Raw genomic sequence first — 26,301 nt, forward strand, 5'->3', positions numbered from 1 at the left:
AGTTTTTTTAACCTGTTTGATCAAGTCGAGTACCTAAGGTCTCTAAGTGTGTAGGAAAATGATTCGATTTTCGGTCTTCAAAATAATGACGAAGCGTTCGTTCAACACTTGGGAAAGCTAAACTATCCCATGGAATCTCGTGTTCTTCAAATAAACGACTTTCGATGGTTTCTTCACCAGCTCCAAATTTACCTTCAACAAGGTGAGATTTAAATAATACGTAAATTTGACCAATACGAGGGATATTGTACATACAGTACAATTGCTCAATTTCCACTTCAGCTTCAGCTTCTTCACGAGTTTCACGAGCTGCACCTTGCTCCATTGTCTCGAAGAGTTCCATATATCCTGCTGGTAGCGTCCAAAGACCATAGCGCGGCTCAATCGCTCTACGACATAAGAGTACTTTATCTTCCCAAATCGCTAAGGCTCCACAAATGACCTTCGGATTCACATAGTGAATGGTCTTACAATGCGTACAGACTTGGCGTACTTTATGATCACCTAAAGGAATCTGTTCGGTCGTCGGTTGCCCACAGGCCGTGCAAAAAGGCATATGCTGTCAAGTAAAAATGAGATGATTCAGCATACCCCAAAAAAATAACTTTCGCATCATTTATAGCCTTATGCACAAAATTTCATATATGATGGGATGAGAATAAAAAAGAGAGATCGAGCTATTCAAGATGATGGATCATTCATTAACATTGCAACTGCAACAACACCTTAGGTTTTCTAAACGCATTCAAAAAGCTGATGCTGCAGTATTACTTGCAATCACCAATGAAGATGATCCTAAAATTCTGCTGACGCGTCGCTCTATTTATATGAATAATCATGCGGGTGAAGTGTCATTCCCAGGAGGAAAAAGAGATCCGAACGACACCAGTAATATTGTTGTTGCACTCCGAGAAGCATGGGAAGAAACGGCTTTGAATCCGTTCGATGTAAAGTTGCTAGGTGATCTGCCTTCAGAGCGCTCAAAAGCGGGTGTTTTAGTAAAACCTGTTGTTGGATTGATACCGCCTAATGTGAAGCTTGTCCCACAACCTACAGAAATCGATCGTATTTTTTTTGCTTCAATCCGCGAAATGATGGATGCTCGCCCAACACCTTATGAAGTTCGATTGGCTAAGCAATCAATCTATTTTCCAAGTTTAAGAGTTGAGAATGAGGTGATATGGGGTCTTACAGCAAGGATCCTGATTTCGTTGTTTCAGTATGGCTTAAATTATAAAAAAAACTGGCCCTTTTTGCTCAATTCCCCAAGTTTTAAATCTTCAATTTTCAAACAACATTAAAATATTAAATGCATAGGATTGCTGCATATGATGTACAAATTTCAAGACAAAACCCCTTCAACGACGATTCAACCATGGAATGGATGGATTGCAGAAAATGCCACTGTGATTGGCGATGTTGAACTTGGACAAGAGGTGAGTGTTTGGTTTGGTGCGGTAATACGCGGGGATAACTGCAAAATTCGTATTGGTGATTTCAGTAATATTCAAGAAAATGCCGTCTTACACACTGATCCCGGCATTGAATTGAATGTTGGGCAATATGTCACCATTGGTCATCAAGCAATGTTACATGGTTGTACGATTGGAGATAATAGTTTGATTGGTATCAACGCCGTCATATTAAATAATGCTGTAATCGGTAAAAATTGCATTATTGGCGCGAATGCGTTGATTCCAGAAGGTAAAATCATCCCAGATAATTCATTGGTGATGGGCTCTCCTGGCAAAGTAATTAAAACATTAGATGAGTTTGCAGAAGCTAAACTCAAAATGAGTGCGATGCATTATGCGCATCATTTCAAAAATTTCACTCAGCTTGAAAAATTTGAATTTTAAATATAAGTGTTGAGATTGATACCAGCGTTCAATAATCACTAAATCTGAACAGATCTGCTCTCGCAGGAATAATTCGAGTGGAGTATGATTAGCACCATTTTTAACGATTTATAGGGGCATGCATGAAATTGCTTGCATTAGAAACTGCCAATGAGCAGTGCTCAGTTTCGTTAATTGATGAGAATCAAGTACTTTTTTATAAACTAGATGATCGTGCAAAAGCGCAGACCCAATCTATCCTCCCAATGATTGAAGCAGCTTTTCAGCAAGCTGAAGTACACGTTTCAGATTTGGATGCGATCGCTTTTAGTCGTGGTCCTGGCTCATTCAGCGGTGTGCGTATTAATGCAGCAGTCACTCAGGCACTTGCATGGTCACATGACGTGCCTGTGATTCCTGTTTCATCCCTTCAAGCTCTGGCACAGGCTGCTTATCGAATGTATCAACTGACAGAAGTTACGGCTGTACTTGATGCAAGAATGAGTGAGGTCTACATCGCAAGTTTTCAGTTAAATGCTCAAGGTTTAATGCAGTTGGTGGATGAAGAGCAATTATTAAATTATGAAAATGCTGCAGCCTATCAAAAGTATCAAATGATTGGTTCGGGAACAAAATGTATTCATCCCGAATTAAATGATTATTCAAATGTCCAAGCAACTGCTGAGGATATAGCGACGATTGCACGTGAACATGCTTTAAAAAAACACTGGCTCAGTGCCGATCTCGCACTACCCGTTTATTTACGTGACAATGCGTGGAAAAAAATTCCAGAACAAGGCAAAGCATAATTAGGAATTTCTATGGATCTTTTACTGCTGCTTAAAGCGGCAATTATGGGTATCGTTGAAGGTATTACTGAGTTTTTACCCATTTCTAGTACAGGCCATTTAATTTTAGCCGCTGAACTCATGAATTTCTGGACCAAGGAAAAAAGTGATGTCTTTGTGATTGCCATTCAAATGGGGGCAATCGCAGCGGTTATTTATGAATATTGGTCGCGCTTATGGGGTGCTGCAACGGGTATGGTCACTGGCGAAGCACAAGGTAGAAGACTCGGATTTGGTTTAATCTTGGCTTCAATCCCAATTGTTGCAATAGGTTTGACCTTTGGGCAAACAGTAAAAGAGCTATTATTTAATAACTACGCGATTGCAATTGGCCTGATTGTGGGTGGTTTAATTATCATTTGGGTAGAAAAAAATCCCCCAAGAATACGTGTCAAAGAAGTTGAAGAGCTCAGTTATAAAGATGCAATTTGGATTGGTTTAATTCAAGTGCTCTCTTTGATCCCAGGTACATCACGTTCTGGTGCTACGATCATCGGGGCAATGTTTTTAGGCGTTTCCCGCAAAGCAGCGACCGAATTTTCATTCTTTCTTGGAATTCCAGTCATTATTGGTGCTGGATTATTAGATTTATATCAAAGCTATGATGTGTTCCAGACTGCTGAAGATTGGGCAGTGTTGACAACTGGGTTGATTGTTTCATTTGTCTCAGCTTTATTACTCATTCGAGCTTTGGTTGCCTATGTCGCAAAACGTGATTTTATGATTTTTGCTTGGTATCGAATTGCTTCAGGTTTAGTGATCCTTCTCTTTGCATTTACAGGTTGGAAATTATGGTAAGCGAAATACGCTTATTTGCTGAACGAGATTTTCTTGAGAAAGCACAGCATTTTAATGCTGTGCTTTCTTCTCGTGGGGTGCAGTCAACAATCGAAGCGGTTGAAAAATTGAATGCTCGATTTTTCAGACATCATCCTGAACTTGCGCTTTGTGTTGATCAAGATGGGTTGTGGTTGTGCGCACAGGGCATGCGTATGCAACCTGATTGGAAAGCCGAAGTCGGTCGCTTAAAACGTGCTAGCTTGAAATCTGAAATGATTGCGAGGGCATGCCAGTTATCTGAAAAACCCCAGCTCATTGATGCCACCGCAGGGCTTGGGCATGACAGTTTACTGATGGCACATTTAGGGGCAAATGTTACATTAGTTGAACGACATCCAATTTTATATACTTTGTTAGAATCTACTCATCAACAAGCGAGTCTTGATCCATTTTTAAAGAGTATTGTTGCGCGCATTCAGCTGGTTTTCTCGGATTCTGCTGATTATCTTAAGCAATGCGCAAACCAACTCGTCGATGCCGATGTGGTGTATTTAGATCCAATGTTTCCACAGCGCGATCAAAATCAAAATGCCATTAAAAAACAAGCGCAAGTTAAAAAACAAATGCAGCTGTTACATCTTCTGTTACCAGAAGATGGAGAGATGGATTTAGGTGATGAATTGTTGGCATTGGCTCAAAGCGTTGCTAAGCGAGTTATTGTAAAGCGACCAAGGCATGCTATTTATCTCAATGCACAAAAACCTGATCATCAATGGTTAGGTGATGCATGTCGATTTGATGCCTATTTTCAAACGATTGTTTCTGAGTAGTTTGGTAAATGACTCAAAAATAATCGAAAAATTGTTATATAGTTAAAAGTAGCATTGATAATTATTTAACCGAGCATAAACTTAAAAAAGCTGATCCAAGCACCTACACAGTAATCTTATGATAGACCTTAAACCTTCAATTAACTTTTGGCATGATTTAAAAAGTAACCAGCTTGCAGGGATTTGGTTATTTTTAGGTTCAAGGAAATCACTACAGATTGTAAGGCCATCAATTCTTCAACTTATTTTTTGGGGAATTCTTGGAGGTTCAGCGAGCTCTTTATTTAGCTGGTTGTTATCGAGTGGTGCTGGAGAATTTAACTCTCAAGGATTAGTGAGTTATGCGCTTTGGCCATTTATTGCTTTAATTGTTGGGATTTTCCTTTCACAGCGTACTAATAATCCACGTTTGATGTTGGTGCCAGCATTACTTTGGTTAGTACTAGACACACATATTGTGTTGATTCAGTGTCTTATCCAATATTATTTTAATAACTTTGACTATCAACCTAATTTCCTTGTTGATCATTTGCAGCACATATTTTCTTTATTGTTTGTTTGGCAAAGTTTAGCTGTTGTTTGGGTTTTTTCGCGTGAATTAAAATGGCCTTGGTGGGAGCGACTACTCATCATGATCGCCACGTTTTTTACACTTTTTGTGTGGCAGATTTCTTCACAAAGTCAACCAATTTGGAAGGTAGATGAGGCGCCTCCAAGTATTTCAGAACAATCATTTTACGCGCAAAGCAGATTATTAAATCAGGCGCTTGAACAGATCCAATTTGGAGAGTTCGCGAACTCGCATTGGTATTTTATGGGCGTAGCTGGTGCAAGTTATCAAGATGTATTCAAATTGGAAATTCAAAGATTTAAAGATCAATTTGATACGCGTTTCGGAACCTTTGGTCGATCAATTGCGTTAATTAATAATCCTGCAACTCGCGAAGAATATCCAATTGCGTCAAAGACCAGTATTGATTTGGCATTGCAACGTATTGGCGCTCAGATGAATCGTGAAAGTGATGTCCTGTTTCTTTATATGACTTCCCATGGATTAAGTAACCAATTTCAAATGGAAAATACGCCAATTGATTTGGAAGACATAGATCCAAAATGGTTGCGCCAAACGCTTGATAAATCAGGGATCAGATGGAGAGTCATTGTGATTTCATCATGTTTCTCTGGTAGTTTTATTCCAGCGTTGCAATCACCAGATACATTAGTCATTACTGCAGCTGCAGCAGATCGAGAGTCTTTTGGTTGTTCAAATGATGCAGACTCGACTTATTTTGGACGTGCTTTCTTTGATTTAGCGATGCGTGAAAAAAATAGCTTACGTGAAGCCTTTGAAGATGCATCAGTCAATATTGCGCATTGGGAAAATGCACAAGGGTTTATGCCATCAGAGCCACAATGGGTCATTGGTAAGAATATGGAAATTATGTTACCGCAACTTGAAAAGAGGTTATTTCCTCAGGTGGGATTATCAACCGTAAGTAGTGAACACCAGAGTGATAGTGCTCAGTTTACGAATATGCGATGATGTTTAAAAATTAAATGTGTGAGGCAGTGCAATGGAATTGGTTCAAAAGAATAAATGTTTTGATGGTGAACAACGTGTTTATCAGATCAATTCAAAGTTTTTGAAAAATCCCACTAAATTTTCTGTATTTTTACCTTCACAGGCATTAGAAGGTCAAAAATGTATTGCGTTGTACTATCTTGCAGGTTTGACTTGTACTGAAGAAACTTTTGTTATCAAAGCACATGCACAACGTTTAGCTGCACAATTGGGAATTATCTTGATTACTCCAGATACATCGCCTCGTGGTGACGACGTGGCGGTCGGGGATTCTTGGGATATAGGGCAAGGGGCTGGATTCTATTTAAACGCAACTCAAGCACCTTGGGCTGAGCATTATCAGATGGAGTCGTATCTTATACAGGAGCTGTATCCTCTAGTTCTTACATCGTTTCGTGTACAGGATGAGGGGATTGGTATTTTTGGTCACAGCATGGGAGGACACGGTGCACTCACGCTTGCTTGGAAGTATCCAGACTTATTTAAGTCAGTCTCAGCATTTGCACCGATTTGTGCGCCATCAATTTGTCCATGGGGTGAAAAGGCATTTTCAGCTTATCTCGGAGAAGATCGTGAGTTATGGAAAGCACATGATGCGAATGAGCTCGTGAAAGCTAAGGGTACTCTATATCACGAAGTTTTAATTGATCAGGGGGGGGCAGATCAGTTTTATGCTCAACTTAATCCAGCACTATTTGCTGAATCATGTAAAACCGTAGGTCAAAAGCTCACATTGCGTGAGCACGAGGGTTATGATCACGGATACTTCTTTATCCAAAGTTTTATTGATGATCATCTGCAATTCCATGCTTTACAATTGCAAAATTAATCTCATTTGAATTTTAAGATATTCATACTTAAGTTCGTTATAATGTGTGCGATATCACATTTAAACCATGTTGAGTGATGACATCTCTCGGGATGTCATTTTTTATAATCAGAGAAAATAATAATGAATTCATCAGAACACTCCGCTGAACAAGCACCCTTACCATTGATAAACGATCCATTTCCATTATCTGATGCAGATGAAAATCGACCGATTTATATGGGGAAAGTATTTAAATTTAAATTTCATGGCAATGCGATGGAGTACTTTGGCATATGGATCGTCAACATTCTGTTGACGATTGCGACATTGAGCCTATATGCGCCATGGGCGAAAGTACGTCGTTTAAGATATTTTTATAACAATACCGAATTTTTTCATCGCTTTTTTGATTTTACTGGTTTACCGACTAAAATTTTGATTGGTCGACTGATAGCCATTGGCATTTGGGCAATATTTGCGATTGCCTCATATATGGATATGACGATAGCAGCATTTGGTGGTCTGATTATTTATATCGCTCTTCCATGGTTGGTTCGTGCCACAGTACGATTTAATGCGCGCAACAGTAAATTTGGGAACAGTCGTTTTTACTTTTCTGGCACGAATAAAGAAGCCTATAAGCAATTTTTACTTGCACTTGCTATCACCATTTTTACATTAGGTATATTTAGCCCTGTCGCAATTTGGATTTATAAAAAATATACGCTTAATCATTTGTACGTTGGACAACTCAAATTTCAATTAAACAATGACTGGCCCAGTTATATGCGAGCAGTATATGTTCCCATGATTCTCTTTGTATTGATTCTTATGCTCATTGGATTTGGTGGTTCGACATTATCAATACTCAGTGGTCATGGAATGGATATGATGCTGATGATGATCTTTGCCGTTTATGCGATTGGAATGTTGTTTATTGGTCCGTTAATACAGGCACGAATTTTTATTACTACGTGGAATAGCACAACACTCAACAGCAGTCAGTTTAAGACCAGTTGTAATCAATGGCGCTATGCATGGATTGTTGCGAGTAATTGGATCGCTAGAATCTTAAGTTTAGGATTATTGTCAGCATGGGCTGCTATTCGCATTTATCGATACCAAGTTGAGTCGATGAGCTTAGAATTAAATGATGATCCAAACCTGATGATGAATATTGCGCAAAGTGATCATAGTGCCATCGCGGAAGAAATTAGTGATATTTTTGATATTGATATTTCACTTTAGGAGTTAATTCAATGAATCAACCTCTCAGAGTGACATATTATGATGGTGTTCTTTCTAAGCCTTTTACAGCACAGATTCGCCCTGCTAATCAAGACAGTATCGCTGTCAGTTATACAGATAAAGGCGAAGTGAAAACAGTCTACTATCATGCAGATGAAATGGTATTGCTTGGTAAAATTGGTCGACGTAATCCAGCTTTAGAGTTAACACATGACGCTAGGATTGAATTTCATGAGCGTCAGCTTCCTGAATGGTTGCCTGTTGAGCATAAAAATTTTCATCAAAAAGTATGGAAACTTGAACGTACACCATCGTTGATTATTTTTAGTGTTCTTTTCGTGGTCGCACTTGGTTTCTCCGTCATTAAATGGGGAATACCGACGGCATCGCACATTGTTGCTTTCCAGCTGCCAGAAAATACGCTGAATCGTTTGGGTGGTCAGGCAGAAGTTTATTTAGCCGAATACACTAAACCTTCTCAGTTATCACAGCAAAGACAGGATCGGATTCTCGCGGATTATCTGAAATATGTTGCTGATGGTCATCCCGCTCAGTTGAAATTTAGGGAAGGTGCCTCGCTTGGAGCCAATGCGCTCGCATTGCCAAACAATACAATTTATCTCACCGATGAATTAGTGAAGCTCGCCAAGAATGATCAGGAAATTATCGGCGTTTTGGCACATGAACAAGCACATTTATTAAAACGTCATAGCTTACAACAAGGTCTTTCGAGCCTAGGATTCAGCGTACTTTATATTGCCATCACTGGTGATGGATCGGATTTAATTGCGACTTTGCCAGTTGCCATGATTGGTGCAGGGTATTCACGGAAGTTTGAGTTAGAATCAGATCAGTATGCGCTAGAACTCATGCATAAACATGAAATGGATACAGTGCATTTTGCAAACTTTTTAAAACGTATGAGTGATGATATGGGAGAAGACGAAGATCAATCAAAAATTCTTGATCTCTTTGCAAGTCATCCTGCCACTGAAGAACGAATTCGCCGTGTTACTGAATTTAAACAGCAACAATAATGAAAAGCCGACTTTATGTCGGTTTTTCTTTAACTTTCTCTAGACCATATAACTTGATAGTCAGCTTGAACCATGCGATTGATATGATCAAGCACGACATTTTTTAGTCGTATTAATTCTTCTAAAGATATTTCTTTATTCACAATACTGACATGAAGTTGATCAGGTTGTATTGATAATTCAACTGTCACTTTTGGCATAAAAATTTGATATTGGTCATCGCTATTGGCGACATCAAATTTATGTTTCCAATGATTGCTTAATCGTTTAGCGATACGTAATGCTTCGGAGCTTTCTATCGTTGTGGTTGTTTTCATTATTTACCCTAATGCTTGAAATTTATTGTATCTTAACATTCATCTCACCATAAGGTTGTTCCGAATATGCAACATAGCTTTGCATAAGCCATATTCCGTCCTTGAAGATTTTTATCAACGATTTGCATTTTGAGTTGAAATTTAAATAGCAGTAATTTCGAAGGAATGAATAAACGAAGTTTTGCTATAATCATCTTTTGAATTCTAATTTCCCGCCAGGTCCTGACATGTCCAAGCCATTCTTAATTGCTCCATCGATTTTATCTGCTGATTTCGCTCGCTTAGGTGAAGAAGTCGAAAACGTACTTGAAGCAGGTGCAGATGTGGTCCATTTCGATGTAATGGACAATCATTATGTACCAAATTTAACTTTTGGTGCTGGTGTATGTAAGGCACTTAAAAAATATGGTATTCAGGCCCCAATTGACGTTCATCTTATGGTGAAACCAGTCGATCGTATGATCGGAGATTTCTTAGAAGCGGGTGCAGATATCATCACTTTTCATCCAGAAGCATCAGACCATATCGACCGTTCATTGCAGCTGATTAAAGCTGGTGGTGCTAAAGCAGGTTTAGTTTTTAACCCTGCAACGCCTTTACATTACCTTGATTATGTACTGGATAAAGTGGATCAAGTCTTATTAATGAGCGTCAACCCTGGCTTCGGTGGACAAAAATTTATCCCAAAGACACTAGATAAGCTTCGTGAAGCACGCAAAATTATTGATGCATCTGGTAAAGATATTCGCTTAGAAGTTGATGGTGGTGTTGGTCCAGCAAATATTCGTGAAATCGCTGAAGCTGGTGCTGATATGTTTGTGGCTGGTTCTGCCATTTTCGGAAAGCCAGATTATAAAGCTGTAATTGATGAAATGCGTGCAGAGTTGGCGAAAGTAGGTTCAATTAACGTTTGATCCGAAACATGTATAACACTACACACATCTGTGGATAAGTTTATGGATAACTTGGTGGATATCTGTGTTGATAACAGTCTGGATAATTTGAATAGATTATAATCATATTTAGTTCAATGGTTTGTTTATTAGACAATAAATGTATAAAAAGGACTCATTTGAGTCCTTTTTTACAAAAAATGGATCTTCTTATCCTTTCTGTTGAATTGTTTGGGGGAGAAATTTTCGTTGCTCATTATTTGGCTTATCTTCGTGAATAAGTCTTAAAAGAGCGAGATAAAAAATCAATTTAAACATCCCAGACCAGTGATTCTATAGTGCAGTAAAGTGTTTTAATTTAGTGCGGATTTAGTCTTCTATCTGCCAATAGCGATCGTCTTTGTAATGCAATAGCCTAAAAATGCAGAAATAATCTAGAAAAGCTAGTCCGATAATGACCTATTTTTTGTAGGTGTATTTTGGGTCAAAAATTGTAAAATTGCGCCTATTTTGTGCGTGTGTTGATATAATTCAACCATCATTTGGAGGAACGACCTCCCTCATTTCTCTGAGAAAAATCGTCAGGACGGCCTGACTCTTAAATTATTTTAATTGGGAGCAGGCATCATGGCTTGGTTTATTCTTATTCTCGCGGGTTTATTTGAGATCGTTTGGGCATATAGTATGAAAATGTCTGAAGGATTTACTAAATTCACACCGACTGCAATTACTCTATTTTTTATGGTTCTCAGTTTTGGGTTGTTGGCACATGCCATGAAAACATTACCTCTGGGAACTGCCTATACGATTTGGACGGGGATTGGTGCAGTAGGGTCTTTTTTAGTCGGCATTTTTATTCTGGGTGAGTCTGCGACAGCAATGCGGATGATTGCGGCTATTCTGATTATTTCAGGTTTAGTCATGATGAAATTAGCTTCAGCGTAAGATTTAAGGCAGCGTATCCATACGCTGCTTTTTAAATTGAGAGAGGGTTTATTTTGGCTTGGTTAGTCTTGATTGTTGCAGGGTTGTTGGAAGTGGTCTGGGCCTATTTTATGAAAGTTTCAGATGGCTTTACCAAATTGACACCCAGTATTTTGACGATCGTTTTCATGATCGCAAGTTTTGCTTTACTTTCCCATGCGATGAAAACTTTACCACTCGGGACAGCTTATACCGTATGGACAGGCATAGGCGCTGTAGGTTCTTTTATGGTTGGGATTTTTATTCTTGGAGAACCTGCAAATGCAATGAGAATGATCGCCGCAGTATTGATTATTTCGGGTTTGGTCTTAATGAAGTTATCATCAACATAGTTAGATGATTTAATTTACAAGCGATTAAAAAAATGACTCAGCTTTATTTAAAAAAAATAATGACACCTGTCGGTGAACTTCAATTGGTTGCTCATGATCAAGCATTGATTGTTGTCGCTTGGGAAAATGCACTTCCTCAGTTTATTCAAAATCAAATAATCATTCAGCGGGATGATCACGAGATTTTATGCATTGCCGAAACACAGCTTCGCGAATATTTTTTAAAACAACGTCAGGTATTTGATTTGCCCATAGAACTTTATGGGACAGAATTCCAACGCTCGGTATGGAATGCGCTGTTAAAAATTCCTTTTGGAGAGTCTAGAACGTATAAGCAAATTGCTGAGGATGTTGGGAATGTAAAAGCGGTTCGAGCGGTCGGGTTGGCCAATGGGAAAAATCCTATCGCGATCATTGTACCTTGTCATCGTGTAATAGGTGTCAATGGCAAGCTGGTCGGATTTTCAGGAGGTGTGGAAAATAAGCTTAAGCTGCTGCAGCTTGAAGATGATAAGTGGTGATGTTATAACAGCATAAACATATGAAATATAAAAATTATGTCTAATGAAAATCCTATAATTACAATTGTTGTTAATCTCATATCGCAGTTATGGTGGTTGATCTTAATTCTAGCAATCATCCCTGTATTCAAAATGTTTGTACCTTATATCAAAGGAAAATTGGGTGAATACATTGTCCAATATCATGCAAAAAAATTTTTGAATGAGGACTATATTTTACTGAATGATCTAACATTTTTGGATCAGGACAATCAGACCACACAGATTGACCATATTTTATTGAGTCCTTATGGAATATTTGTGATTGAGACCAAAAACTATAAAGGTTGGATTTTTGGCTCATCACATCAAAAAATGTGGACTCAAAAAATTTATAAATCTAGCCATAAATTTCAAAATCCATTGCACCAAAACTACAAGCATATAAAGGTTTTAGAGGGATTGTTAAAAGATTTAATCGATTCAAATCTGTCGATACATGGGTTAATAGTTTTCGTGCCTAATTGTGAGTTTAAAACACCAATTCCTGTACATGTTCATTGGGGTAAAAGTTGGATTGAAGAAGTTAAAAGCTACCAAATGAAAGTGATTGATGATCGTAGACTACAGAGAATTAAATATCGTATTGAAAAAGCAGCGCTTCAAAAATCGTGGAAAACCAATAGAGAACATATCCGATCAGTCAAAGAAAGACTAAAAGATTAATAAAAAAGCCCACAGTCAGTGGGCTTTTTATTTAGAAGCGTTTTGGAATTCTTTGGCCACCTTCAACTGGGATTTCAGCACGTTTTAATACACCAAATAACCATGTTTCCGCATGGTGAACTGCATTTTTAATTTGATCACCTTGTGCCAACCTCCCTGCAATAAAACTAGCAAGAGAACAGCCTGAACCATGATACTCACCTTCAAGACGAGGGCATTTTGTTTCAGAGACCATATCACCGTTAATGTAGAGTGCATTTCTAATATAAGTCGGTGTGTCTTCGTGACCACCTTTGACTAATACAGCTTTAGCACCCATTTCAAATAACTTCTGTGTGGCTTGATCTAAATCTTCACAGCCTGTTAATGCGCGAAGTTCAACGGTATTGGGTGTAAGAATCGTAGCAAGAGGAATCAATTCAACAAAAGCCTTGACCAATGTTGCTTGATTTCCTAATGAGCCACCACTATTGGCAACCAAAACTGGATCGAGTACGTATTGGAAATCAGGATGTGCTCTTAGGAATTCTGCCAAAGCGGCGATATTGTCGGTAGTGCCGAGCATGCCAGATTTCACTACTTTGATAGGAAGATCATTCACTACAGCATTCGCTTGAGCCAGCAGTAAATCTTTTGAGGTTGCTTCAAATCCAAAAACTTGTTGAGAGTTTTGAATGGTTAACGCTGTACATGCGATTGCTGCATGAGCACCACTTTGGCCGATCGCTTCAATATCTGCTTGTAAGCCAGCACCACCAGATGGATCTAAACCAGAAAAGCACAATACAGTAGGGCGCACAACAATGTCCTTCATCGATCAATTTGGAGTAGTATAGGCAAGTTTCTGAGAAGTCTCGATAGCATTTCTAAAAAAGGTACAGCATGATTAAAAATATTCTCATTGATTTAGATGGAACGCTAACTGATCCTAAAGTGGGTATTACGACTTCTGCACGTTATGGTTTAGAAAAAGTAGGTCATCTTATCGCGGAGGATGAGAATATTGATTGGATTATTGGACCACCTTTAAAAGCCTCGTTGGCCAAAATTTTGAAGGTTGATGTGAATGATGATTTGGCGGAACAGGCTTTACTTGGTTATCGTGAACGCTTTGCTGTAAAAGGTTTATTTGAAAATTTATTATTTGAAGATGTAGCAGAGACATTGGCAACACTTAAGAGTAAAGGTTACAGATTGTTTTTAGCTACTGCAAAGCCTGAGGTGTATGCCCAGAAAATTCTTGAACATTTCAATCTCACACCGTATTTTGATTATGCCTATGGCAGTGAGTTAAATGGTGACCGCACCAATAAAGCTGAACTGATTGCATATATTTTAGAGCGAGAAAAAATTAAGCCAGAAACCTGTTTAATGGTAGGGGACCGAGAGCATGACATTATCGGTGCTCGAAAAAATGGGATTGAAACGATTGCGGTGGAATACGGTTATGGCAGTGATGCAGAGTTAGCCGCTGCTGCACCCAAAGCCAGAATTCAAGCTTTCCATCAAATTTTAAATTACGTTGATTAATCTAAGCCGAAATTTGGGCTCAAGAGCAACTCTCAAGAGATTGCTCTTCGTAGCTTAGCTTAGATCCAAGTACAAGGACTCTTTGACCTCTTCCATCACGATGTAACTATGGGAGGATGCAGAGGAGGGAAGCATTTTAAGCAGGTCACCCAGTAGTTGGCGATAAGCACTCATTTCTTTTAGTCTCGCTTTCACCAAGTAATCGAATTCACCTGAAATTAAATGACACTCTAATACCTCAGGTATCTCAACTAAATTCTTGGCGACTTGATCAAAAACATCTCCAGATTTCGCCGATAACTTAATTTCTAGAAAGACGAGTAAATTACGCTCCAATAACTCCGGATTTAATCGGGCGTAATAGCCCATAATAATGCTATCTCGTTCTAGTCTTTTCACTCTTTCCGAGCATGGGGTTGTAGAAAGATTTACTTTTGCAGCCAGTTCACTAATGGCAATACGACCGTCCTTTTGCAGAATATCTAAAATCATACGATCAGTGCGATCTAATTTCCGCATGAATAATTTCCTTATTTTTTAATTTTTTCAGGATAAAACCCTTAAATTACCTAAATTATAACGATTAAAAGAGTGAAAAAAACTATTAAAGCAAAAATATACTAGTGAAATAAACTACACAGTGCTGAGGGATAGTTCATGCGCGTTATTGTATTAGGTAGTGGTGTCATTGGTGTTGCAAGTGCGTATTACCTAGCGCAACAAGGAGCAAGCGTCACTGTATTAGATCGTCAATCAGGTCCTGCCGAAGAAACGAGTTTTGGCAATGCAGGACAGATTTCTCCTGGGTATTCTACACCATGGGCCGCACCAGGAATTCCATTTAAAGCGGTTAAATGGATGTTTCAACATCATGCACCATTAGCAATTAATGTAGATGGAAGCTTGTGGCAGCTGAAATGGATGGCTCAAATGTTGAAGAACTGCAATGCGGCACATTACGCCATCAATAAAGAGCGTATGGTACGTGTTGCTGAATACAGTCGAGATTGTTTAAGAGAATTACGCGAAAATATTGGCATATCTTATGAGAATCGTTCAAAAGGAACATTACAAATTTTTCGTAAGGATGCGCAATTAGACGCAGTTCAACGAGACATTGAAGTTTTAAAAGAAACAGGTGTCGAATTTGAGTTATTAGATCGTGAAGGTCTAGGTCGAGTTGAACCTGCATTAGCGGAAGTTAAAGACAAATTAGTCGGTGGCTTACATCTTCCAAATGATGAGACTGGTGATTGCTATATCTTTACCAACGCGCTTGCTGAATATGCAAAAGGTATTGGTGTTGAGTTTAAATTTAATCAAAATGTTGAAAAACTCGTAGTTGAGGGCGACGAAATTAAAGGCGTTATTGTAGACGGTCAGGTACTCACGGCAGATCGTTATGTACTTGCCTTCGGTAGCTATTCACGAGATTTTATTAAACCATTAGGTCTAGATTTGCCCATTTATCCTGTAAAGGGATATTCATTAACTATACCTATCGTGGATGCGCAATATGCTCCTCAATCAACTGTCTTAGATGAAACTTACAAGATTGCAATAACTCGTTTTGATCAACGAATTCGTGTTGGTGGGATGGCTGAGTTAAGTGGTTTTAATAAAGAGTTAAATGAGGATCGCCGTGGCACCTTAGAGATGGTAACACGTGATTTGTTCCCAGGTGGAGATATGGCACAAGCCAGTTTCTGGACGGGACTACGACCGATGACACCAGACAGTACGCCTATTATCGGTGCGACGAAATATAAGAATCTATTTTTAAATACTGGACATGGCACGCTCGGCTGGACCATGGCATGTGGTTCTGGAAAGCTGATTAGTGATTTAGTGCTGAATCGGACTCCAGAGATTAGTACCGATGGACTTTCAATTCAACGTTATAACCACGCAGCTTAAAGGCTGCGTGGTTTGCTATTAAAAAATAAATAATAGGACAAGGAATATGTCTCGCCCAATACAGGCTGTTATTCACTTAAACGCGATCAAGCATAATTTGAAAGTTGCTAAGCAACATGTACCGAATGCCCAAGTTTTTGCTGTTGTTAAAGCTAATGCTTATGGTCATGGGATCGAGCGCATTTATTCAGCCTTAGTGGATGCAGATGGAATTGCACTTCTAGAGCTGAGTGAAGCACAACGAGTTCGAGATTTAGGTTGGAAAGGCCCAATTTTGCTTTTGGAAGGTATCTTTCAAGAAGCGGACTTACAGTTGTGTCACGATTTGGATCTTCAATTTACCGTTCATAACGAGATTCAAGTCGAATGGATTAAGCGGTGCGGTTTAGATGCTCATTTTAATATTTTTCTGAAAATGAACAGTGGCATGAATCGTTTAGGATTCCAACCTCAACGTTACTCTGAAATTTGGAGTCTGTTAACTGAATTGCCGCAAGTGTCATCAATCACTCACATGACACATTTTTCTGATGCTGATGGCGAGCGCTTGAATCAGGTTGGCGTTGACTATCAAATTTCAGTATTCAATCAAATCGTCAGTGCTTTAGGTGGTCCTTGCTCAGTAAGTAATAGCGCAGCCATTCTTAGACATGCCAATCATGTCCACTCTAACATTGTACGTAGTGGCATTATGTTGTATGGGAGTTCACCGGATTATCCAACCCATACTATTCAAGATTGGGACTTAAAACCAACAATGTCTTTAAGAAGTGAATTGATTGCAATTCAAGAAATTAATCCTCAGCAAAGTATTGGCTATGGATCGACATTTTTTGCAGAACAAGCTATGAAAATTGGCATTGTCGCTTGTGGATATGCAGATGGATATCAACGGATTACTCAATCTGGCACAGCAGTGCTTGTGAATGGGCAAAAAACTTCTTTAATTGGTCGTGTAAGTATGGACATGCTAGCTGTTGATATCACGCATATTGAAGATGCAAAAATTGGCAGTGAAGTCGTACTGTGGGGCGTCTCAAAGTACGGAAGTTTGTTACCGATTGATGAGGTCGCTGCAGGAGCGAGTACTGTGGGATATGAGTTAATGTGTGGCGTAACGACGCGGGTTCGATTTGTTCTAGAAATTTAATGTTAAAAATTCAACGATCAACACTAGGATCGATACTGAGTAATCAAGGAATTAATATGCAAAATCAGGATATTCAAAAATTCAATAGTAATGGCGTGATGAGTGCAGTTACAGTCTTTAATCAAGTGGCTTATCTTTCTGGTCAAGTACCTAAGATTACGACGCCTGATATCGCCTTACAAACGAAAGATGTGCTGAATACGATCGACGCTCTTTTGGCTCAAGTAGGCACAGATAAATCTCGTTTATTGTCAGCACAAGTTTTCGTGAAGAATTTGGAAGATTTTCAAATCTTCAATCAAATTTGGATTGAATGGATGGAGGATTCAATACCACCATCACGAGCAACCATTCAGGCTGACCTCGTTAATCCAGAATGGTTAATTGAAATCGCAGTGATTGCTGCATTGAAATAACTGAATATAAGTAAGACTTCACGAGGAAGAGTCATTTATGGCTCCTCTCATAATAACAAAATCTCTCGAATCTCAGTTTGAAGCGGAATTTAGGCTGATCGATTAGATTAGATGGTGTAAAAGGATGTTGAATAATGACAACCACAAATATTGATGAACAATCATCTCCCAATGAATTACAGCGTAAGCTTTCAAATCGACATTTACAACTCATCGCCATCGGTGGAGCGATTGGTACAGGGTTGTTTATGGGCTCAGGAAAAACGATTTCACTTGCAGGACCTTCAATCATCATCATTTATATGATTATTGGTGCTATGTTTTTTTTCTTGATGCGTGCCCTTGGTGAAATTCTTTTATCTAATCTGCACTACAAATCATTTATTGATATGGCACATGATCTCATTGGACCAGGTGCAGGGTATTATATTGGTTGGTCCTATTGGCTGGGATGGATTTTGGTCGGTATTGCTGATTTAGCAGCAATTATCAATTATCTCAGTTTTTGGTTACCTCCAGATCAAATGTTTACCCCAATGGGGCAAGCAGCGATTAGTGCAGGATGTGTCTTATTCATACTCGCAATTAACTTAGTCACTGTAAAACTTTTTGGTGAAATTGAGTTTTGGTTTGCATTAATCAAAATTCTAGCCATTATTGGATTGATCTTGGTGGGTGCCTTCATGGTGTTTACGAGTTTTCAGTCACCAAGTGGTGCTGTTGCAAGCTTCAGTAACATTTGGTCTCATGGTGGAATGTTCCCGAAAGGATCCATGGGCTTTTTGGCAGGCTTTCAAATCGCAATGTTTGCCTTTGTTGGTGTAGAGTTACTCGGGACGATGGCTGCGGAAACCAAAGATCCTGAAAAAAATTTACCAAAAGCGGTTAATGCTATTCCGACACGTATTATTATTTTCTATGTGCTTTCGTTGATCATGATTATGTCTGTGACACCTTGGATCAATATCCCAGCAGATCAAAGTCCATTTGTCACATTATTCTTATTTGCGGGTATTGGTTCAGCTGCTGTGATTATGAACCTAGTGGTTTTGTCTTCTGTGATGTCTTCCATGAACAGTGGTGTCTTTTCTACCAGTCGAATGTTATTTGGATTGGCCCGTGACGGCCAAGCCCCTCAAAAGCTAGCAGAACTTTCAAGTCGTGCCGTACCTGCTAAGGGATTAATCTTTTCATGTACATTTATTATGGCCGGTGCAGCATTTCAGTATTTTGTGCCAAATACGATGGAAGCTTTTACATTAGCAAGTTCGCTGTGTGTGATTCTTTTCATTAGTATTTGGGCGATTATCATGGTGTGCTATATACGCTACCGTAAATTGCGACCTGAGCTACATGAAAAGTCGAATTTTAAAATGCCGGGTGGAGTGGCAATGTCATACGTTGTATTGGCATTTTTGCTATTTGCATTAATCATTTTAAGTTTAGAGCCAGACACGCTTAAAGCTTTGATGATTAGCCCAATCTGGTTAATTCTGTTGGCTGTAACATACCGTGTTCTTTATAAACCACGTATGCGTAAGCGTAACCATAATTAATTTTTAGAGAAAAAAACCTCCACGAATGGAGGTTTTTTTATATTCTTTAGTTAGAATGTAGGTTTGACCACAACTAAAATTACAACTGCGAATAAGATCAATGTGGGCATTTCGTTGAAATAGCGCCAGAACTTATGACTTTTATAGTGTGCATTATCAATGAGTTTTTTACGGTAATATCCACACATTAGGTGGTATATGACCAGTAATCCGACTAAACCAACTTTTAAATAAAACCATAAAGCTTCATGATAATGTCGAGTTGCATCACCCCAGTCCACTAAAAAATGTGCAGTGATCAATGTTGCGATCATCGCAGGCCACATAATGCCACGATAAAGCTTACGTTCCATGACTTCAAAGCGTTGATGACTTATGGCATCGTCACTCATCGCATGATAAACATAAAGCCGTGGTAGATAGAACAAAGCAGCGAACCAACATACCACAGCAATAATATGTAATGCTTTTACCCATAGGAAAGCATCTGAAGGAGCATCCATCTAATCACCCATTATGGGCGGAATTAAATTAGCCTTCCCATTTCTTGAAAATGAGGCAGGCATTTACGCCGCCGAAACCAAAACTGTTACTCATTACAGTATTCAGTTTTGTATCGCGTTTTTCAAGTACGATATCAAATGGTTTTGCACCTTCATCAAGCTCAGTAACGTTGATATTTGGTGCAATAAAGTCATTCTGCATCATGAGAATAGAGTAAATCGCTTCTTGTACACCTGCAGCGCCTAAGCTATGACCTGTCATAGATTTTGTTGAACTTAAAGGTGGTACTTGACCTTCACCGAATGCACGTTCCATTGCTTTCAATTCAGTCACATCACCAGCTGGTGTAGATGTGCCGTGTGTATTTACATAATCAATTTTTTCAACACCATGCTGTTTTGCTTCATCAAGTGCCATCAAGATGCAACGTGTTGCACCTTCACCTGATGGTGCGACCATATCAGCACCATCAGAGTTGGCTGCATATGCAACGACTTCAGCAAGAATATTTGCACCGCGCGCTTGAGCATGCTCAAGAGATTCAAGTACCACGAAACCACCGCCGCCAGCAATGACAAAACCATCACGATCAGCAGAGTAAGGGCGAGAAGCGGTTTCTGGTGAGTCATTATATTTTGAGCATAAAGCACCCATTGCATCAAATAATAGACTTTGTGACCAATGGTCTTCTTCACCACCACCAGCGAGCATTAGATCCTGTTTGCCAAGTTGAATCAGGTTGTATGCGTAACCAATGGCATCAGCTGAGGTTGCACAAGCACTTGTAATAGAGTGAGCGATACCTTGTAATTTGAATGCCACACCAACGTTAGCTGTAATAGTATTTGACATATTGCGTGGAACAAAGAAAGGGCCAATTTTACGTGCGCCTTTCTCTTCAAGAAGTTCAATCATTTCAGCGACAGAAGCTGTAGAGTTGCCGCCTGAACCACCCGCAATACCATAACGAGGATTGCCCGCAAGATCTTCAGCGGTTAGACCCGCATTTTCAACCGCAGCGACTGCAGCGTTATAGGCATACATCGCACATACACCCATAAAGCGTTTCAGTTTACGGTCAATACCGTCAAAATTTTGTTCTGCTGCAGCACTAACATGACTTTTAAAATTAAGTTCAGCATAAGTTGGGTTAAAACGTGTGCCTGAAATACCATTTTGTAAGGCATGATTTACATCTTCTAATGTATTACCAATGCATGAGTTAATGCCCATACCAGTGATTACAACACGTTTCATTTACAATTCCCTATTATGGTGAAGTCATTTTATGGAAAAATTCACATCGATTTGATTGGATGTAAAAGTCCATAAGATCTTGTCAAAAATTCGTATCATGATATCAGAATCTATTTTAAATTCTTATGGCAAATCAATATCGCAGCGTTAAAACGCTTATTGGCAGATATGTTCACTATATTGCAACCGAATAAAACACGATAAAGTTGAGATAACTCTTGACTGCGCATAGAATTTTAAACATAAGTGATAAATGCGAAGGAGGGTTGTAAATGGCAAATTCTAATAATAAGCAATCTAGCGGACTGGTATTAAAAGCATTTGGAGTGGCTAAAAAGCTCAGTGCTACTGGATTTGAACTGGCACAACATGTTGCACCAGGATCAATTGCGAAATTGACGCAACAACCTGATCCACAAAAAATTATTGACATAACTCTAGATGAGAGAAAAATGACTGAACAAAAAAAGTACGAAACCCCTCAACAATTATTTCGTGATCATGTCCCTCAAGTTTCTCAAAAAATTTTTGGTCGTCATTACAGTAAATTAAATAATGTTGCTTCTTTTATCTCTCCGGACTTAAACAACAAAGTTGCAGATTATTTTTTTGATAAATTGAATGATTTTGTTTCTGAGTTAAGTTCAGTTGAGCATGTATTAAAGGAAGTTGGTGCAAAAAGCTTGGATGAACTTAAATCAAGCCCTGATCGTGCGAATCGTATCGGTGAAGCATTAGCCAATCAAAATAAGTTGGTTGCAGCGGTTCAGGGGGCAGTGTCTGGTGCGACAGGCGTAGTTGGTACGGCCATCGATATTCCTTTCTCGTTGGCATTTACGTTGCGTAGTATTTACCAAGAAGGGCGCGCGCACGGTTTTGAACTTAATCATCGTCAAGAGCAAGAGATCGTTGAGTATGTATTCAAACAAGTCGATTTAGGTGTTATTGCGGAAAAGCAAACACTTTTAGTGGCATTAAGAACAGTCGCAAATTTATTGGAAACACAAGATACTCATCAGCTACAAACCCTATTGGGCTCTAGTAACGACTTCACGGCTTTAAAAAATTGGCTGAGTAATCCTGAAGGTGGTTATAAATGGAATTGGTTGAATCAGATTCCTCAAATTTCAATTTTATCTAAATTAGCACCTGTGGCTGGTGCTGGTATTGGTGCAGTATATAGCTGGCGTTTGGTGGAAGAGGCTCATACTAAAGCTAGAGCTGTTTTTTCAGGAGCACAGAAGTACATTCTCCAACATCCAGATGAGCAGGTATCTGTTCAGGAGGCCTTTGAGCGCGGTACAGAATTATTAAAGCAATCTTCACTCGCATTGAATTCCGCAGTGTCAATCAATAATGAGTTAGTGGTTGAGGTTGAAGAGTTTGCAAAAAAACTTGAAGGAGAAGAGTCTATTCAAGTTGATGAGTCTGCAGTTCATAATGATTCAATTTCAGCAATTAAAATTGAAGCAAAATCTACCGAGTCTGAAAAAGAAGAAGTGGTCAGTGTTGAGGATGGTCTTAAGGCCTTAGCTGAAAAACATGTGGAATCGGCTTCTAATGAAAGTGTTCAAGACGCTGATAAAGACCAGCCTCAAGGCGAACCTATTGTGCAGGTAAAAGCGCCCCCTAAGCGTCGTAATTCAAAAAAGAAAGACGAAGCAGCAAACTCACTACCTACGTCACAGAAAAAACAATAAATTTAGTTATGAATGGTTGATCAAATCATTCTGAAAATTTCGTTGTAAGCACACAATGGTCAATATTTGATGTCATGTTGAATGTTGACCATTTTTACTTCTTGGCTTACAATTGCATGCCCTCAAAAAGTAGTATTTTTTGGGGCTTTTTATTAACGGGAGAATTGCCACATGGCAACAACAAATCAGTTGATCCGTAAGGGTCGTACGACTTTGATTGAAAAATCAAAAGTTCCTGCGTTGAAGGCTTGTCCACAACGTCGTGGTGTTTGTACACGTGTTTACACAACTACACCTAAAAAACCTAACTCAGCAATGCGTAAAGTTTGCCGTGTTCGCTTAACTTCAGGTTTTGAAGTATCTAGCTATATCGGTGGTGAAGGCCATAACCTACAAGAGCACAGTGTTGTTCTTATCCGTGGTGGTCGTGTTAAAGACTTACCAGGTGTACGTTACCATACCGTTCGTGGTTCTTTAGACTGTGCTGGTGTTAAAGATCGTAACCAGTCTCGTTCTAAATACGGTACTAAGCGTCCTAAGAAATAATCTAACTAGATCATTTTCTTAAACGTATAGAACTGCAATCCTTTATCGTCTCGCTTGTCTGATTTCTGCATTTAATTTTGTGAAATTCAAGCGACGTGTAGTAAGGCCAGCGAATAGTACATGACACTTTGTACTGCTGCTGGATAAACCTGAAGTGTCATATTTATAGGTAGTATTAAAATGCCAAGACGTCGCGTAGTCGCTGCTCGTGAAATCCTTCCGGATCCTAAGTTCGGCAGCCAAACAATCGCTAAGTTCATGAACCACGTAATGCAAGATGGTAAAAAATCTATTGCTGAAAGTATCGTTTACGGTGCTTTAGACCGCGTTCAAGAAAAATCTAAAGTAGACCCAGTTGAATTTTTCGAGACTACTCTTGAAAAAGTTCGTCCTATGGTCGAAGTAAAAGCACGCCGTGTTGGTGGTGCTACATACCAAGTTCCTATGGAAGTACGCCCATCCCGTCGTACTGCTTTAGCGATGCGTTGGTTAGTAGATGCTGCTGCTAAGCGTTCTGAAAAAACTATGGCGTTACGCCTTGCTGGTGAGTTGCTTGACGCAGCTGAAGGTAAAGGTTCAGCGATCAAGAAACGTGAAGATGTGCATCGTATGGCTGAAGCCAACAAAGCCTTCTCTCACTACCGTTTCTAAGCGGATAAAACAGCCCCTATTCAGGAGGGTGGTAAGTCGGGTTTCACTGATTTGTCATCGAATCGCTTTAAGCTGCTCAGCAGCTTAAAGCGTCCTGTTTTAAACAACAAAATTTAGGAATGCAAGAAATCATGGCTCGTCAAACCCCAATTTCTCGTTACCGTAACATTGGTATCTCAGCACACATTGATGCTGGTAAAACAACGACTTCTGAACGTATTTTGTTCTACACAGGTGAGAGCCACAAACTAGGTGAAACTCACGAAGGTTCAGCAACAACTGACTGGATGGAACAAGAGCAAGAACGTGGTATTACTATTACTTCAGCAGCAGTAACTTGCTTCTGGAAAGGTATGGGTAACCAGTTCGAACAACACCGTATTAACGTAATTGACACACCGGGACACGTTGACTTCACGATCGAAGTTGAGCGTTCTATGCGTGTTCTTGACGGCGCGTGCATGGTTTACTGTGCTGTAGGTGGTGTACAACCTCAGTCAGAAACTGTATGGCGTCAAGCAAATAAATATAAAGTACCTCGTATTGCGTTCGTTAACAAAATGGACCGTACTGGTGCAAACTTCTTCCGTGCTGTTGAACAAGTAAAAACACGTCTTGGTGGTAATCCAGTGCCAATCGTGATTCCTGTTGGCGCAGAAGAAAACTTCCAAGGTGTAGTAGACCTTATCGAAATGAAAGCGATTATCTGGGATGAAGCATCTCAAGGTATGAAGTTTGAATACGGTGAAATTCCTGCTGACCTTGTTGAGCTTGCTCAAGAATGGCGTACGAACATGGTTGAAGCTGCTGCAGAAGCATCAGAAGAACTCATGGATAAGTACCTAGAAGAAGGTGATTTGACTAAAGAAGAAATCATCGGTGGTCTTCGTGCACGTACATTGTTGAATGAAATTCAACCAATGCTTTGTGGTTCAGCGTTCAAAAACAAAGGTGTTCAACGTATGTTGGATGCTGTTATTGAATTCTTACCAGCACCTACTGACGTTGAAGCAATTAAAGGTATCTTAGACGACAAAGATGAGACAGAAGGTTCTCGTGAAGCGTCTGATGAGGCACCGTTTGCTGCGCTTGCGTTCAAAATTATGAACGACAAATTCGTTGGTAACTTGACATTCGTTCGTGTTTACTCAGGTGTTCTAAAAGCTGGTAGTGCAGTTTATAACCCTGTTAAATCTAAACGTGAACGTGTTGGTCGTATTGTACAGATGCACGCTAATGACCGTCATGACATCGAAGAAATTCGTGCGGGCGATATCGCGGCATGTGTAGGTCTTAAAGATACGACTACAGGTGATACACTTTGTGATGAAAACAACGTAATCACATTGGAGCGTATGGAATTCCCAGAGCCAGTAATTGCACTTGCAGTTGAACCTAAAACTAAAGCTGACCAAGAAAAAATGTCAGTTGCTTTGGGCCGCTTGGCGAAAGAAGATCCATCATTCCGCGTTCGTACTGATGAAGAATCTGGTCAGACTATTATTGCTGGTATGGGTGAGCTTCACCTTGACATCATCGTTGACCGTATGAAGCGTGAATTCGGTGTTGAAGCGAACATTGGTAAACCAATGGTTGCTTACCGCGAAACGATTAAAAAATCTGTTGAGCAAGAAGGTAAGTTTGTTCGTCAAACTGGTGGTAAAGGTAAATTCGGTCACGTATATGTACGTTTAGAGCCAATGGATCCTGAAGCTGGTAAAGACTACGAGTTCGCTGAAGAAGTTGTTGGTGGTGTTGTACCTAAAGAATTCTTTGGTGCTGTAGACAAAGGTATTCAAGAACGTATGAAGAATGGTGTCCTAGCTGGTTACCCAGTTGTTGGCATCAAAGCGACATTGTTCGATGGTTCTTACCATGATGTCGACTCTGACGAATTATCGTTCAAAATGGCGGGTTCTTACGCATTCCGTGATGGTTTCATGAAAGCAGATCCTGTTCTTCTTGAACCTATCATGAAAGTTGAAGTAGAAACTCCAGAAGACTACATGGGCGATATCATGGGTGACTTAAACCGTCGTCGTGGTATGGTTCAAGGTATGGACGATTTACCTGGCGGTACTAAAGCAATCCGTGCTGAAGTTCCACTTTCTGAGATGTTCGGTTACGCAACACACATGCGTTCTATGTCTCAAGGTCGTGCGACTTACTCTATGGAATTTGCTAAATATGCTGAAACTCCACGTAACGTGGCTGAAGGCATCATTGCTAAGTTCCAAGCTGGTGGTAAAAAAGGTGACGACGAGTAATCTTTCGATTACTATAAGCCCAACTAATTCATAGTTTAAAACCAAGTGCTCATGGAGTGATCCTCCATGAGTAGTTTAAAA

Annotated in this window: 29 protein-coding genes; 23 read left to right on the forward strand and 6 right to left on the reverse strand. The window is 39.5% G+C overall.

The window, feature by feature from the left end:
* Positions 1–7 precede the first annotated feature (7 nt).
* The gene (locus tag CL42_RS11035; RefSeq protein ID WP_035268253.1) at positions 8–556 is read right to left on the reverse strand and encodes an NUDIX hydrolase; all 549 of its coding nucleotides are present in this window, start codon (positions 554–556) and stop codon (positions 8–10) included.
* A gap of 130 nt (positions 557–686) precedes the next feature.
* On the opposite strand from CL42_RS11035, the gene CL42_RS11040 reads away from it, so the two are divergent.
* From CL42_RS11040 to CL42_RS11080, 9 genes are all read left to right on the forward strand, one after another.
* Complete coding sequence (locus CL42_RS11040; RefSeq protein ID WP_035268255.1) at positions 687–1,301, forward strand: CoA pyrophosphatase; 615 nt, start codon at positions 687–689, stop codon at positions 1,299–1,301.
* 27 nt (positions 1,302–1,328) lie between these two features.
* On the forward strand, positions 1,329–1,859 hold the full coding sequence (locus CL42_RS11045) for a gamma carbonic anhydrase family protein (RefSeq protein WP_035268256.1): 531 nt from the start codon (positions 1,329–1,331) through the stop codon (positions 1,857–1,859).
* A gap of 122 nt (positions 1,860–1,981) precedes the next feature.
* Positions 1,982–2,647, forward strand: a complete 666-nt coding sequence (gene tsaB / locus CL42_RS11050; protein WP_035268258.1) for a tRNA (adenosine(37)-N6)-threonylcarbamoyltransferase complex dimerization subunit type 1 TsaB — start codon at positions 1,982–1,984, stop codon at positions 2,645–2,647.
* A gap of 12 nt (positions 2,648–2,659) precedes the next feature.
* Positions 2,660–3,484 carry an undecaprenyl-diphosphate phosphatase gene (locus CL42_RS11055; protein WP_035268259.1) on the forward strand — a complete coding sequence of 275 codons (825 nt, stop codon included), beginning with the start codon at positions 2,660–2,662 and terminating at the stop codon, positions 3,482–3,484.
* Positions 3,478–4,296: a class I SAM-dependent methyltransferase gene (locus CL42_RS11060; protein WP_035268268.1), complete on the forward strand. Its 819-nt coding sequence runs from the start codon at positions 3,478–3,480 to the stop codon at positions 4,294–4,296. The genes CL42_RS11055 and CL42_RS11060 overlap by 7 nt, the downstream gene beginning before the upstream one ends.
* A gap of 118 nt (positions 4,297–4,414) precedes the next feature.
* Complete coding sequence (locus CL42_RS11065; RefSeq protein ID WP_035268271.1) at positions 4,415–5,839, forward strand: C13 family peptidase; 1,425 nt, start codon at positions 4,415–4,417, stop codon at positions 5,837–5,839.
* 31 nt (positions 5,840–5,870) lie between these two features.
* Positions 5,871–6,707, forward strand: a complete 837-nt coding sequence (fghA, locus tag CL42_RS11070; protein ID WP_035268274.1) for an S-formylglutathione hydrolase — start codon at positions 5,871–5,873, stop codon at positions 6,705–6,707.
* A 219-nt stretch (positions 6,708–6,926) separates the two neighbouring features.
* On the forward strand, positions 6,927–7,937 hold the full coding sequence (locus tag CL42_RS11075) for a YjgN family protein (RefSeq protein WP_228133269.1): 1,011 nt from the start codon (positions 6,927–6,929) through the stop codon (positions 7,935–7,937).
* 11 nt (positions 7,938–7,948) lie between these two features.
* Positions 7,949–8,974 carry a M48 family metallopeptidase gene (locus CL42_RS11080; RefSeq protein ID WP_035268280.1) on the forward strand — a complete coding sequence of 342 codons (1,026 nt, stop codon included), beginning with the start codon at positions 7,949–7,951 and terminating at the stop codon, positions 8,972–8,974.
* A gap of 29 nt (positions 8,975–9,003) precedes the next feature.
* Here CL42_RS11080 and CL42_RS11085 read toward each other — a convergent pair whose 3' ends face one another.
* On the reverse strand, positions 9,004–9,291 hold the full coding sequence (locus CL42_RS11085) for a DUF2218 domain-containing protein (protein WP_035268282.1): 288 nt from the start codon (positions 9,289–9,291) through the stop codon (positions 9,004–9,006).
* A 227-nt stretch (positions 9,292–9,518) separates the two neighbouring features.
* On the opposite strand from CL42_RS11085, the gene rpe reads away from it, so the two are divergent.
* The 5 genes from rpe (at position 9,519) to CL42_RS11110 (ending at position 12,726) form a co-directional block, all read left to right on the forward strand.
* A complete protein-coding gene (rpe, locus tag CL42_RS11090; protein ID WP_035268285.1) occupies positions 9,519–10,205 on the forward strand; it encodes a ribulose-phosphate 3-epimerase in 687 nt (228 codons plus the stop codon).
* A 606-nt stretch (positions 10,206–10,811) separates the two neighbouring features.
* Positions 10,812–11,129, forward strand: a complete 318-nt coding sequence (locus CL42_RS11095; protein WP_035268286.1) for a DMT family transporter — start codon at positions 10,812–10,814, stop codon at positions 11,127–11,129.
* 53 nt (positions 11,130–11,182) lie between these two features.
* Positions 11,183–11,500, forward strand: a complete 318-nt coding sequence (gene sugE / locus CL42_RS11100) for a quaternary ammonium compound efflux SMR transporter SugE (RefSeq protein WP_035268289.1) — start codon at positions 11,183–11,185, stop codon at positions 11,498–11,500.
* Between the two features lie 32 nt (positions 11,501–11,532).
* A complete protein-coding gene (locus tag CL42_RS11105) occupies positions 11,533–12,021 on the forward strand; it encodes a methylated-DNA--[protein]-cysteine S-methyltransferase (RefSeq protein WP_035268291.1) in 489 nt (162 codons plus the stop codon).
* A 36-nt stretch (positions 12,022–12,057) separates the two neighbouring features.
* Positions 12,058–12,726: a nuclease-related domain-containing protein gene (locus CL42_RS11110; protein WP_051586594.1), complete on the forward strand. Its 669-nt coding sequence runs from the start codon at positions 12,058–12,060 to the stop codon at positions 12,724–12,726.
* A gap of 31 nt (positions 12,727–12,757) precedes the next feature.
* Here the strand turns inward: CL42_RS11110 and CL42_RS11115 are convergent, their stop codons facing one another.
* Positions 12,758–13,525, reverse strand: a complete 768-nt coding sequence (locus CL42_RS11115; protein WP_035268321.1) for a hydroxymethylpyrimidine/phosphomethylpyrimidine kinase — start codon at positions 13,523–13,525, stop codon at positions 12,758–12,760.
* 83 nt (positions 13,526–13,608) lie between these two features.
* Here CL42_RS11115 and CL42_RS11120 point away from each other — a divergent pair, with 83 nt between their 5' ends.
* A complete protein-coding gene (locus CL42_RS11120; RefSeq protein ID WP_035268294.1) occupies positions 13,609–14,256 on the forward strand; it encodes an HAD-IA family hydrolase in 648 nt (215 codons plus the stop codon).
* Positions 14,257–14,310: 54 nt separating this feature from the next.
* On the opposite strand, the gene CL42_RS11125 is transcribed toward CL42_RS11120, so the two are convergent.
* On the reverse strand, positions 14,311–14,775 hold the full coding sequence (locus CL42_RS11125) for an Lrp/AsnC ligand binding domain-containing protein (RefSeq protein ID WP_035268295.1): 465 nt from the start codon (positions 14,773–14,775) through the stop codon (positions 14,311–14,313).
* A 138-nt stretch (positions 14,776–14,913) separates the two neighbouring features.
* Here CL42_RS11125 and CL42_RS11130 point away from each other — a divergent pair, with 138 nt between their 5' ends.
* From CL42_RS11130 to CL42_RS11145, 4 genes are all read left to right on the forward strand, one after another.
* Positions 14,914–16,173 carry a D-amino acid dehydrogenase gene (locus tag CL42_RS11130; RefSeq protein ID WP_035268298.1) on the forward strand — a complete coding sequence of 420 codons (1,260 nt, stop codon included), beginning with the start codon at positions 14,914–14,916 and terminating at the stop codon, positions 16,171–16,173.
* Positions 16,174–16,219: 46 nt separating this feature from the next.
* On the forward strand, positions 16,220–17,323 hold the full coding sequence (alr, locus tag CL42_RS11135; RefSeq protein ID WP_035268301.1) for an alanine racemase: 1,104 nt from the start codon (positions 16,220–16,222) through the stop codon (positions 17,321–17,323).
* A 56-nt stretch (positions 17,324–17,379) separates the two neighbouring features.
* Positions 17,380–17,739 carry a RidA family protein gene (locus tag CL42_RS11140; protein ID WP_035268302.1) on the forward strand — a complete coding sequence of 120 codons (360 nt, stop codon included), beginning with the start codon at positions 17,380–17,382 and terminating at the stop codon, positions 17,737–17,739.
* 134 nt (positions 17,740–17,873) lie between these two features.
* On the forward strand, positions 17,874–19,295 hold the full coding sequence (locus CL42_RS11145) for an amino acid permease (protein ID WP_035268305.1): 1,422 nt from the start codon (positions 17,874–17,876) through the stop codon (positions 19,293–19,295).
* A gap of 50 nt (positions 19,296–19,345) precedes the next feature.
* On the opposite strand, the gene CL42_RS11150 is transcribed toward CL42_RS11145, so the two are convergent.
* Positions 19,346–19,798: a CopD family protein gene (locus CL42_RS11150; protein WP_035268308.1), complete on the reverse strand. Its 453-nt coding sequence runs from the start codon at positions 19,796–19,798 to the stop codon at positions 19,346–19,348.
* A gap of 28 nt (positions 19,799–19,826) precedes the next feature.
* Positions 19,827–21,056, reverse strand: coding sequence for a beta-ketoacyl synthase N-terminal-like domain-containing protein (locus CL42_RS11155; protein ID WP_035268310.1), 1,230 nt, complete (start codon positions 21,054–21,056; stop codon positions 19,827–19,829).
* A gap of 272 nt (positions 21,057–21,328) precedes the next feature.
* Here CL42_RS11155 and CL42_RS11160 point away from each other — a divergent pair, with 272 nt between their 5' ends.
* The 4 genes from CL42_RS11160 (at position 21,329) to fusA (ending at position 26,220) form a co-directional block, all read left to right on the forward strand.
* Positions 21,329–22,756, forward strand: a complete 1,428-nt coding sequence (locus CL42_RS11160; protein ID WP_051586595.1) for an EcsC family protein — start codon at positions 21,329–21,331, stop codon at positions 22,754–22,756.
* A 171-nt stretch (positions 22,757–22,927) separates the two neighbouring features.
* Positions 22,928–23,302, forward strand: a complete 375-nt coding sequence (rpsL, locus tag CL42_RS11165) for a 30S ribosomal protein S12 (RefSeq protein WP_004648013.1) — start codon at positions 22,928–22,930, stop codon at positions 23,300–23,302.
* A gap of 180 nt (positions 23,303–23,482) precedes the next feature.
* A complete protein-coding gene (gene rpsG / locus CL42_RS11170; RefSeq protein WP_004648014.1) occupies positions 23,483–23,953 on the forward strand; it encodes a 30S ribosomal protein S7 in 471 nt (156 codons plus the stop codon).
* A 131-nt stretch (positions 23,954–24,084) separates the two neighbouring features.
* Positions 24,085–26,220, forward strand: a complete 2,136-nt coding sequence (gene fusA, locus CL42_RS11175; protein ID WP_035268315.1) for an elongation factor G — start codon at positions 24,085–24,087, stop codon at positions 26,218–26,220.
* Positions 26,221–26,301: the final 81 nt, after the last annotated feature.

The sequence above is a fragment of the Acinetobacter sp. Ver3 genome (assembly GCF_000632455.1).
Lineage (GTDB): Bacteria > Pseudomonadota > Gammaproteobacteria > Pseudomonadales > Moraxellaceae > Acinetobacter.

Excerpts from the sequence above, each read along its gene's own strand:
- CL42_RS11035 (WP_035268253.1), bottom strand. The coding sequence starts at position 556 with ATGCCTTTTTGCACGGCCTGTGGGCAACCGACGACCGAACAGATTCCT.
- CL42_RS11040 (WP_035268255.1), top strand. The coding sequence starts at position 687 with ATGATGGATCATTCATTAACATTGCAACTGCAACAACACCTTAGGTTT.
- CL42_RS11045 (WP_035268256.1), top strand. The coding sequence starts at position 1,329 with ATGATGTACAAATTTCAAGACAAAACCCCTTCAACGACGATTCAACCA.
- tsaB (WP_035268258.1), top strand. The coding sequence starts at position 1,982 with ATGAAATTGCTTGCATTAGAAACTGCCAATGAGCAGTGCTCAGTTTCG.
- CL42_RS11055 (WP_035268259.1), top strand. The coding sequence starts at position 2,660 with ATGGATCTTTTACTGCTGCTTAAAGCGGCAATTATGGGTATCGTTGAA.
- CL42_RS11060 (WP_035268268.1), top strand. The coding sequence starts at position 3,478 with ATGGTAAGCGAAATACGCTTATTTGCTGAACGAGATTTTCTTGAGAAA.
- CL42_RS11065 (WP_035268271.1), top strand. The coding sequence starts at position 4,415 with ATGATAGACCTTAAACCTTCAATTAACTTTTGGCATGATTTAAAAAGT.
- fghA (WP_035268274.1), top strand. The coding sequence starts at position 5,871 with ATGGAATTGGTTCAAAAGAATAAATGTTTTGATGGTGAACAACGTGTT.
- CL42_RS11075 (WP_228133269.1), top strand. The coding sequence starts at position 6,927 with ATGGGGAAAGTATTTAAATTTAAATTTCATGGCAATGCGATGGAGTAC.
- CL42_RS11080 (WP_035268280.1), top strand. The coding sequence starts at position 7,949 with ATGAATCAACCTCTCAGAGTGACATATTATGATGGTGTTCTTTCTAAG.
- CL42_RS11085 (WP_035268282.1), bottom strand. The coding sequence starts at position 9,291 with ATGAAAACAACCACAACGATAGAAAGCTCCGAAGCATTACGTATCGCT.
- rpe (WP_035268285.1), top strand. The coding sequence starts at position 9,519 with ATGTCCAAGCCATTCTTAATTGCTCCATCGATTTTATCTGCTGATTTC.
- CL42_RS11095 (WP_035268286.1), top strand. The coding sequence starts at position 10,812 with ATGGCTTGGTTTATTCTTATTCTCGCGGGTTTATTTGAGATCGTTTGG.
- CL42_RS11105 (WP_035268291.1), top strand. The coding sequence starts at position 11,533 with ATGACTCAGCTTTATTTAAAAAAAATAATGACACCTGTCGGTGAACTT.
- CL42_RS11110 (WP_051586594.1), top strand. The coding sequence starts at position 12,058 with ATGTCTAATGAAAATCCTATAATTACAATTGTTGTTAATCTCATATCG.
- CL42_RS11120 (WP_035268294.1), top strand. The coding sequence starts at position 13,609 with ATGATTAAAAATATTCTCATTGATTTAGATGGAACGCTAACTGATCCT.
- CL42_RS11125 (WP_035268295.1), bottom strand. The coding sequence starts at position 14,775 with ATGCGGAAATTAGATCGCACTGATCGTATGATTTTAGATATTCTGCAA.
- CL42_RS11130 (WP_035268298.1), top strand. The coding sequence starts at position 14,914 with ATGCGCGTTATTGTATTAGGTAGTGGTGTCATTGGTGTTGCAAGTGCG.
- alr (WP_035268301.1), top strand. The coding sequence starts at position 16,220 with ATGTCTCGCCCAATACAGGCTGTTATTCACTTAAACGCGATCAAGCAT.
- CL42_RS11140 (WP_035268302.1), top strand. The coding sequence starts at position 17,380 with ATGCAAAATCAGGATATTCAAAAATTCAATAGTAATGGCGTGATGAGT.
- CL42_RS11145 (WP_035268305.1), top strand. The coding sequence starts at position 17,874 with ATGACAACCACAAATATTGATGAACAATCATCTCCCAATGAATTACAG.
- CL42_RS11150 (WP_035268308.1), bottom strand. The coding sequence starts at position 19,798 with ATGGATGCTCCTTCAGATGCTTTCCTATGGGTAAAAGCATTACATATT.
- CL42_RS11155 (WP_035268310.1), bottom strand. The coding sequence starts at position 21,056 with ATGAAACGTGTTGTAATCACTGGTATGGGCATTAACTCATGCATTGGT.
- CL42_RS11160 (WP_051586595.1), top strand. The coding sequence starts at position 21,329 with ATGGCAAATTCTAATAATAAGCAATCTAGCGGACTGGTATTAAAAGCA.
- rpsL (WP_004648013.1), top strand. The coding sequence starts at position 22,928 with ATGGCAACAACAAATCAGTTGATCCGTAAGGGTCGTACGACTTTGATT.
- rpsG (WP_004648014.1), top strand. The coding sequence starts at position 23,483 with ATGCCAAGACGTCGCGTAGTCGCTGCTCGTGAAATCCTTCCGGATCCT.
- fusA (WP_035268315.1), top strand. The coding sequence starts at position 24,085 with ATGGCTCGTCAAACCCCAATTTCTCGTTACCGTAACATTGGTATCTCA.